The following is an 8,902-nucleotide window of genomic DNA, read 5'->3' as shown; positions in this document are numbered from 1 at the left end:
GTATCCGCGGCTAGACGGAAAGACCCCGTGAACCTTTACTACAGCTTCACAGTGGATCTTGATGTTGCTTGTGTAGGATAGGTGGGAGGCTTTGAAGTGTGGACGCCAGTCTGCATGGAGCCAACCTTGAAATACCACCCTGGCAATATTGAGGTTCTAACCCAGGTCCTTTAGCAGGATCGGGGACATTGTGTGGTGGGTAGTTTGACTGGGGCGGTCTCCTCCCAAAGAGTAACGGAGGAGCACGAAGGTTGGCTAAGCACGGTCGGACATCGTGCGGTTAGTGTAATGGTACAAGCCAGCTTGACTGCGAGAGGTACATCTCGAGCAGGTACGAAAGTAGGTCATAGTGATCCGGTGGTTCTGAATGGAAGGGCCATCGCTCAACGGATAAAAGGTACTCCGGGGATAACAGGCTGATACCGCCCAAGAGTTCACATCGACGGCGGTGTTTGGCACCTCGATGTCGGCTCATCACATCCTGGGGCTGAAGCCGGTCCCAAGGGTATGGCTGTTCGCCATTTAAAGTGGTACGCGAGCTGGGTTTAGAACGTCGTGAGACAGTTCGGTCCCTATCTGCCGTGGACGTTGGAAGTTTGAGGAGAGCTGCTCCTAGTACGAGAGGACCGGAGTGGACGAACCACTGGTGTTCGGGTTGTGTCGCCAGACGCATTGCCCGGTAGCTAAGTTCGGACGGGATAACCGCTGAAAGCATCTAAGCGGGAAGCCCCCTTCAAGATGAGACTTCCCTGGCCGCAAGGCCCATAAGAGACGTTAAAGACTATGACGTTGATAGGCGGGGTGTGTAAGCGTTGTGAGGCGTTGAGCTAACCCGTACTAATGACTCGAGAGGCTTGACCATATAACGCCAAAGCGATTTGCGCAGCGAAGCTGCCAGCAAAAGCTGGAAGCCTGAAGCTGGAAGCTTGAAGCCGTACACAGTGAACGAGAGTGTTGAGCAAGAATAGACGACACAGCTTAAAAGAGATTTGGATTCCAGAGCCTTAGTTTTCGAGAAACAGCTTCAAGCCTCCAGCTTAAAGCTTCCAGCTCGAGAGCCAACGGCTCGACCAGTTTTGCCTGGTGACCATAGAGTGTTGGAACCACCCGATCCCATCCCGAACTCGGAAGTGAAACGACACATCGCCGATGGTAGTGTGGGGCTTCCCCATGTGAGAGTAGGTCATCGCCAGGCATTGAATATAGCAAAACCCCAGTTGAGAGATCGGCTGGGGTTTTTGCTTTGCCCTATAAAGTTGCAAAAGAACTGGTCGTTGAACGACACATGCCCGGGCTGCATTACCGATGGTAGCGCGAGACTTCCCCATGTAACATAATCGTCGGGAACAATCTGGAAGCCGGTGTTCAGAACCTGTTTGTTGGCACCTTTTAAAAGTAAAGGGCTTTCGTTTATTCGATAAAGCCTGTTCCTAGCATGTGAACCTTGCCAGTCATAATCCATTCTATCCCGGTGCAAAGCAAATCAATGGGTTCGGAAGAGAAATTTGGGTTGCCATTCAGTATCTGTTTTAGTTGAGCTGAGCCAGACTATCCGTAAAAAAACGGATTGTCTGGCTATTCTTTCCGCTCAAACAGTTCATCCATGTCTGAGTTGCTGAGATCCCGGTCTCTGAAAGGATAATCAGAGCGCCCAATCAAGATCGTGTCTGTATGTCAGTGCTTAGATGTACGATTCACTTTCAAGGAGTTAGCCATGAACCTGAACGACTCTGGTCTTTTTAAACAGCAGGCTTACATCAATGGAAATTGGCTCAGCGCCATAGAAACGCTCCCCGTTGATAACCCGGCTACAGGCAAGGTGATTGCCCACATTCCGATGCTGAGCGCTTCAGATGTTCAAAGTGCAATAAAGGCTGCAGAAAAAGCCTTTATTGAATGGCGAGCAAAAACTGCAGCAGAGCGTTCGGGTTTACTTCGCAAGTGGTACCAATTGATTCTGGATAATAAGGAAGATCTGGCCACATTGATGACCGCAGAACAGGGTAAACCGCTGTCAGAATCCAGGAGCGAAGTGGCGTACGGGGCTTCTTACGTAGAATGGTACGCCGAAGAGGCCAAACGAGCTTATGGTGATCTGATTCCTGCTACCAAAAACAGCCAGAGAATTATGGTCAAACGGGAACCGGTAGGCGTGGTCGCTGCAATAACGCCGTGGAATTTTCCCAATGCCATGATCACCCGAAAAGCAGCTCCGGCCCTGGCTGCAGGCTGTACCATTATTATCAAGCCTTCCGAGCTGACGCCTCTCTCGGCTTTTGGCCTGACAGAACTGGCAGAGCGCGCGGGTATTCCAGCAGGTGTCATTAATATTGTCACAGGAGATGCCAAAGCAATTGGTGCTGAGTTAACGGGTAGTTCTGTAATACGAAAACTGTCGTTTACAGGCTCGACAGCTGTGGGCAAGTTATTGATGAAGCAATGCGCCGATTCTGTTAAAAAAATCTCAATGGAGCTGGGTGGTAACGCGCCTTTCATCGTTTTTGATGATGCCAATATTGATCAGGCGGTTCAGGGGGCCATAGCCTCCAAGTATCGAAATTCAGGCCAGACCTGTGTTTGTATGAATCGTCTCTTTGTGCAGGACGGTATCTATGATGAGTTCATTGAAAAGTTTTCCGAGGCAGTCTCCAGACTTACAGTAGGTTCCGCAACGGACGGAGACTTTGATCTGGGGCCATTAATCAACGAGGCTGCAATGCTGAAGATTAGGAGTATTGTCGATGATGCATTGGCCAAAAAAGCTCGATTGCTCACAGGTGGTCGCTCTCATAATCTTGGTGGCCTGTTCTACGAGCCAACTGTTCTCACAGATGCTTCCATAGAGATGAAGTGCTATCAGGAAGAGGTGTTTGGACCCATAGCCCCTGTCTTCCGGTTTCAGTACGAAGAGGACGTGGTCAAAATGGCTAACGATAGTCAATATGGTTTGGCTGCGTACTTTTATGCCAGTGACATTAGTCGTGTATTCAGGGTAGCCGAGGCACTGGAGTATGGTATGGTGGCTGTTAATGAGGGTGTGTTATCCACAGAGGTAGCTCCGTTTGGGGGCATCAAGGAGTCAGGTATTGGTCGGGAAGGGTCAAAGTATGGTCTGGACGAGTATCTGGAAATGAAATATGTACTGTTAGGAGGCATCAACGCTTCCTGAGAGCAGTCAGAAGCCTTACATCATCAAAGGTGGTTTAGAGAAGATTAAGGTGCCAGATCAGGAAGCCCGAGGTTGGCGGTCGGGCTTAAGCCCGATCTGGCAAGAAGTGATTGAATGGATTAATCCATAGTCAATCATGCGGCCACAGCAGCATCGCCTTCAAAACTGTTTCTGATCAGGTAATCAAAAGCACCCAACGAGGCGTTGGCGCCGCTGCCCATAGCAATAATAATTTGCTTGTAAGGTGCGGTTGTCACGTCACCGGCCGCAAAAACACCTGGAATCGATGTTTCGCCCCGGCCATCAACAACAATTTCGCCGCGTGGGGTTAATTCCATTGCTCCTTTAAGGAATTCGGTATTGGGTACCAGACCAATCTGAACAAAAATACCTTCCAGTTCTAAACTGACTTCGTCGTCAGTATTACGATCTTTATAAGTCAGGCCATTTACTTTATTACCGTCGCCCAGTACTTCTTTCGTCAGTGCGCTGGTAATGATAGTGACATTCTTTAGAGAACGCAGTTTGCGCTGGAGTACTTCGTCAGCTCTTAACTGGCTGTCAAACTCAATCAGAGTGACCTGGGCAACAATGCCTGCCAGATCAATAGCCGCTTCAACACCTGAGTTACCACCGCCAATCACCGCAACACGTTTGCTCTTAAAGAGAGGTCCGTCACAGTGTGGGCAGTAAGCGACTCCTTTGCCTCGGTATTCCTGCTCGCCGGGCACATTCATTTCTCTCCAGCGGGCACCGGTTGCCATCAGTACCGTTTTACTTTTCAGGCTTGCGCCACTTTCCAGTTGGATTTCTACCAGTTCTCCGGCACTGCGGTTGTTTTCAATCAGGGCGCTGGCGCGCTGGTTACTCATAACATCCACATCATAGTCAAGAACGTGCTGCTCCAGATTGGCCACCAGTTTCGGGCCTTCTGTTTCCTTAACGGAGATGAAGTTTTCAATGGCCATGGTATCCATAACCTGCCCACCAAAGCGATCGGCCACCAGACCGGTGCGAATGCCTTTGCGAGCGGCATAGATAGCGGCAGCCGCTCCGGCAGGACCGGCGCCTACAATCAGCAGGTCATAAGGATCTTTATTGTTGATGGCCTCTGCTGCAAGTTTTTCAGCGTTCACGTCCAGTTTGGCAACGATTTCTGCGGTACTCATACGACCATGACCAAATGGCTCGCCGTTAACAAATACAGCAGGTACGGCCATTATCTGTTTTCCATCCACCTCATCCTGAAACAAGGCTCCGTCGATCATGGTGTGCTGGATACCAGGATTCAGCACAGCCATCAGGTTGAGAGCCTGCACGACCTCAGGGCAGTTCTGGCAGGAGAGGGAAATATAGGTTTCAAAATTGAAATCGCCTTGCAATTGTTTGATCTGCTCGAGCAAATCAGCTTCCAGCTTGGCTGGATGACCGCCGCTCTGCAGAATCGCCAGTATCAATGAGTTAAATTCGTGGCCCATTGGTAGCCCGGCAAAGCGGATTGCAGGGCGATTGTCCTGACCTTGAATGGCCATGGAAGGTTTTCTTACCAGATCGTTGTCGTTTTTACTTAACGTGATCTGGCTGGAGAGTGATTCTAGGTCTTTAGCCAGTGAAGCCATTTCCTGTGATTTCGCAGAGTCATCAAGAGACACAACGATCTCAACAGGCGTTTTCAGGTTCTGAAAGTAAGCTTCCAATTGCTTTTTGATATTTGCATCTAACATGATTGACTCGCTTGATCGTTTCGATTGGGTTCAGGCTCCCTCTGTTGAGTGATGGCAGGGAGCCCGGGCGTTTTAGATTTTGCCGACCAGGTCCAGGGAAGGTGCCAGTGTTTCTTCACCTGGTTGCCATGCAGCCGGGCATACCTGACCAGGGTTCTCTGCGATGAACTGAGCCGCCTGAATCTTGCGAACCAGGTCTCCAGCGTTACGGCCAATACCTGAATCGTTGGTTTCAACGACTTTGATTTCACCTTCGGGGTTCATAACAAAGGTGCCCCGCAGAGCCAGACCTTCTTCTTCGATCATGACTTCAAAGTTGCGAGTGATCTGACCTGTTGGGTCGCCGATCATTGGGTATTTGATCTTGTTGATGGTCTCAGAGCTGTCGTGCCACGCTTTGTGAGTGAAGTGAGTGTCTGTGGAGACAGAGTAAACTTCAACACCCATGGCTTGAAGCTGTTCGTAGTGGTCGGCCAGGTCGCCCAGTTCAGTGGGGCAAACAAAGGTGAAGTCTGCCGGGTAGAAGAAGACAACAGACCACTTGCCTTTCAGGCTCTCTTCGGTCACTTCAACGAAGTCGCCATTGTGAAAAGCAGTGGCTTTGAACGGCTTGATTTGAGTATTAATGAGAGACATGGTTTATTCCTTCTTACTGATAGTCATTTTGTTTTTTAGTCAGCCGTTTTCGGTGGCGACATGGAAAGAATATGTTGATCTGATTGATTGGTATAATTAATCATTCAAATTTTGTTAATAGTCTTAATCTATTATACGGCTGGCGGGTTATATTTCTTCGCCCGTTCCAGTATCTTTGAAGGAGTCGATTTAAAACAACTCAGGGAAGGCTATGGTGCGACAGGGATGCATGTTGACGCTGATATTGGGATCAGTAAGCGTACTCGGTGCTCAAGATCATCAACCTGGCGAGGTACTCAAAGACTGGCTTAAAACTTATCAGCTATCAGACAGACCCATTGCGGATATTGAAGGGCCCGGGATTCATTCAGACCTCAGTCAACTTGGGAAAAAACTTTTCTTCAGCCCCGATCTCAGCCTTGATGGCAAAGTGGCTTGCTCGACCTGTCATCACCCGAGGCTGGCTGGGGCAGACAGTCTGGCTCTGCCCGTTGGAGTGACCGTTGATGATCCTTTTCTGACCGGGCAGCAGAGATTGGATCAATTAATTAAGCTCAGCCCGGACGACTATGTTCGTCATTTGATTCCACGTAATTCTCCTACGGTTTTCAATGTCTCTCTTTATCGAAAGAATTTGTTCTGGGACGGTAGGGTCCAGTATGTGGATTCTGACGTTTCCAGTCGAAAGATAAAAGTCGGTGGTGGTTATTCCGAACTTCCCACCAGTCGTTATCAGACCCATAGCCTGCTTCAGGCTCAGGCCAGGCTGCCGATGGTGTCACCTTTTGAAATGAAGGGGCTGTCCGATGCCAGTCATAATAACCTGGAGATACATCAGCTCATTGTGAGTCGGCTGGCTTCAAGTGATGAGTGGTGCAGACAATTCAAAAGCGTTTTTTCTCCGCAAGACGCCAATGTTTCCTGTGAAGCGGTGGTTCAAATTGACACATTGACAGAGGCTCTGGCGGCTTTTCAGGCAGACTTGGTATTGATTGAAAACCGCTTCTTTGGATTCCTCAATAATAAAAATAAGCTGTCAGAATCTGAAATGAAGGGCGCCCGACTGTTCTTCACAGCGGTCAGTGAGGGTGGGGCTGGTTGTTCAGGCTGTCATTCAGGGAGTCATTTCTCGGATGAACAATTCTACAATCTGGGCATAGAACCTTCAGGTCCTGGGGTGAATGGCAGGGGATTGGACTACGGTAGAAGCAATATCGAACCTGACACTGACACTTTTTCATTCAGGACGCCGAGCCTTTTGAATATTTCACGGACAGCCCCTTATTTTCACAACGGCAGTGCAGCGACCCTCTCTGAAGCCATTAAAGCTCATATCAGAAACAAGCCTGAAAAGAGCTTGTCTGACAGCAATAAGGGTGACAGTAATAGGAGTGATGTCGCTTATATGAAGCGTTCATTGACGACGATTCGGGAAAAAGCAGCGCAATCTCCCTTTCAGAAGCTTTTACCCGAAGCGCTCTCCGATCAACAAGTAGATCAACTATCAGCCTTCCTGGAGACGCTGACGGACCCCTGTTTGCTCTATGAGTCCTGCTTTCAGGTGTTTATTGATGATCAGCCGATCGTGACGCCTTTTACCAGGCCAGTTTCTTTAGAAGAGTCTTCAGCAGAAAAGTTATCAGCTTTACCCAGACAGACCGTTGAGAAAATCGAAATTCGTACTCCGTCGTTTGAGAAGTGTGTTGCCACTCCGGCGGTTATCCCGGTAGCAAAAACTAATCAGAACAGACTCTGGTTCAGAGAAGCAGGTGCTGAAAAGGGCATTGACCACAGGCGCAAAGTCGGTCTGATAAAGCCTGGATGGATCATGGATGTGATTAACTGGGGAGGAGTGAGCGCCGCAGATTTGAATCGAGACTGTCTGGATGATCTGGTCTTCGCTGATAACGATAATAGAGTTTGGGTTTATTACCAGCAGTCCAATGGCCAGTTCAAGCAGCAAAACATTCTTTTGAAGGGGGCAGAGCTTAAGGGTGTGATTACTCCACTGGTAGGGGATCTTGATGGCGATTACCAACCGGATCTTTTCCTGGGTAATGATGGACGATTTTATCCACAGGTGGTTTATGATTTTACTCGAGCCCCTGAGTCTCTGGTCTTTTCTGACGTCTCGGGACCGACACTGAATGCCAGTTTTGGTGATCTGGATCAGGACGGTGATCTGGATGCCGTGATGGCATTCTGGCGCACTTACAAGTCGGTCAGGCAACCGCAAATATGGCGCAATTCTGGTTATCGTCAGATGCAGCCCGCTGATTCTAAAGTTCCTGAATTAAGAGAAAGTTATGGGCCGATTACTTTAAATGATGGTCTGATTCATCAGAAACATGAAGCGCCAGTATTCGGTGGGGACGACTTTACCTTTACCCCTAATTTTGCTGACGTTAATCAGGATGGTATTTCTGATATTCTGATGACAGCCGACTTTTTTACCACGCAGCTTTGGAAGAATACCGGCACTGAGTTGCAGGATGTCACCGATATCAGGGAGGTCCATGGTAGTTTTGGTATGGGAGCAGCGATTGCGGATTTTGATAATGATGGCGATCTGGACTGGTTTGAAAGCAGTATTTTCAGCCTTAGTCAAAGCAGCAGTTATACGGGCAACCGCTTGTATCAGAATGAAGGTGACTATCAATTCCGGAATGTCACGGAAAATTCCGGCCTTCGCGAAGGTGGTTGGGGCTGGGGAAGCTGTGCGGCGGATTTTAATAATGATGGTCTGTTGGATATCTTTCATGCCACTGGCTACGGTAATATTCCGGAAACAGCGACCTATCCCAGCCAAGATTATAAGACACTGGCCACGCAAATTCTGAATAACCACAGTGAATTTCAACAATCCAGAGCACGACTATTTATTAATTTGGGTGAGATGACCTTTAAAGAACAGGCTCTGGAAGTCGGGCTTGAAAAGGCTATAGATGGCAGGGGAATCAGTTGTTTTGATTACCAGCAAGATGGCGATATTGATATCGTAGTGAGTAACTGGGAAGGTTCTCCCGATTTTTTTGTCAATTCAAATCCGGACAATCATCACTGGCTTTCTGTGCGACTCATCGGCCCTCCCGGTAATACGGAAGCGCTTGGGGCTAAAATAAGGCTGTATAGTCAGGATGGAACACAGTTCCGTGAAGTCCGTTTTGAAAATAACTTCGTTTCTACCAATCCCAGGCAGCAGCACTTTGGATTAAAACAATTAGAAAAGGTAGATCGGTTAGTCATTGACTGGCCAAAGCCTTATTCAGCCAGGACGGTTCTGGAAAACCCCCGAATTAATCAGCGACACCTTGTTTTTCATCCAGTATTAAATCAGTAGCCTCCATCGGGCACGAACAGGTACCCGAGAGAC

Annotated in this window: 4 protein-coding genes and 2 rRNA genes (1 of these 6 running past the window's edge); 4 read left to right on the top strand and 2 right to left on the bottom strand. The window is 48.6% G+C overall.

All coding sequences use genetic code 11. From position 1 onward, the window contains the following. The 3 genes from ACOJUN_RS04740 to ACOJUN_RS04730 form a co-directional block, all read left to right on the top strand. Positions 1-862, top strand: a 23S ribosomal RNA gene (locus tag ACOJUN_RS04740); it begins 2,605 nt to the left of the window's first position. A gap of 217 nt (positions 863-1,079) precedes the next feature. After that, a 5S ribosomal RNA gene (gene rrf, locus ACOJUN_RS04735) occupies positions 1,080-1,195 on the top strand. 519 nt (positions 1,196-1,714) lie between these two features. Beyond that, positions 1,715-3,169, top strand: a complete 1,455-nt coding sequence (locus ACOJUN_RS04730) for an NAD-dependent succinate-semialdehyde dehydrogenase (RefSeq protein ID WP_422135520.1) — start codon at positions 1,715-1,717, stop codon at positions 3,167-3,169. Between the two features lie 134 nt (positions 3,170-3,303). Here ACOJUN_RS04730 and ahpF read toward each other — a convergent pair whose 3' ends face one another. Both ahpF and ahpC read right to left on the bottom strand, forming a co-directional pair. Beyond that, the gene (gene ahpF / locus ACOJUN_RS04725) at positions 3,304-4,893 is read right to left on the bottom strand and encodes an alkyl hydroperoxide reductase subunit F (protein WP_422135519.1); all 1,590 of its coding nucleotides are present in this window, start codon (positions 4,891-4,893) and stop codon (positions 3,304-3,306) included. A gap of 72 nt (positions 4,894-4,965) precedes the next feature. Beyond that, positions 4,966-5,529 (bottom strand): alkyl hydroperoxide reductase subunit C, encoded by a 564-nt coding sequence (ahpC, locus tag ACOJUN_RS04720; RefSeq protein ID WP_422135518.1) that lies wholly within the window; start codon positions 5,527-5,529, stop codon positions 4,966-4,968. A gap of 229 nt (positions 5,530-5,758) precedes the next feature. On the opposite strand from ahpC, the gene ACOJUN_RS04715 reads away from it, so the two are divergent. Beyond that, complete coding sequence (locus ACOJUN_RS04715; protein WP_422135517.1) at positions 5,759-8,869, top strand: cytochrome c peroxidase; 3,111 nt, start codon at positions 5,759-5,761, stop codon at positions 8,867-8,869. Positions 8,870-8,902 lie beyond the last annotated feature (33 nt).

This window comes from Endozoicomonas sp. ALD040 (assembly GCF_049275945.1).
Classification (GTDB): domain Bacteria; phylum Pseudomonadota; class Gammaproteobacteria; order Pseudomonadales; family Endozoicomonadaceae; genus Endozoicomonas_A.
The sequence above is the reverse complement of the archived record's forward strand: the minus strand, read 5'-3'. Positions and strand labels throughout refer to the sequence as shown.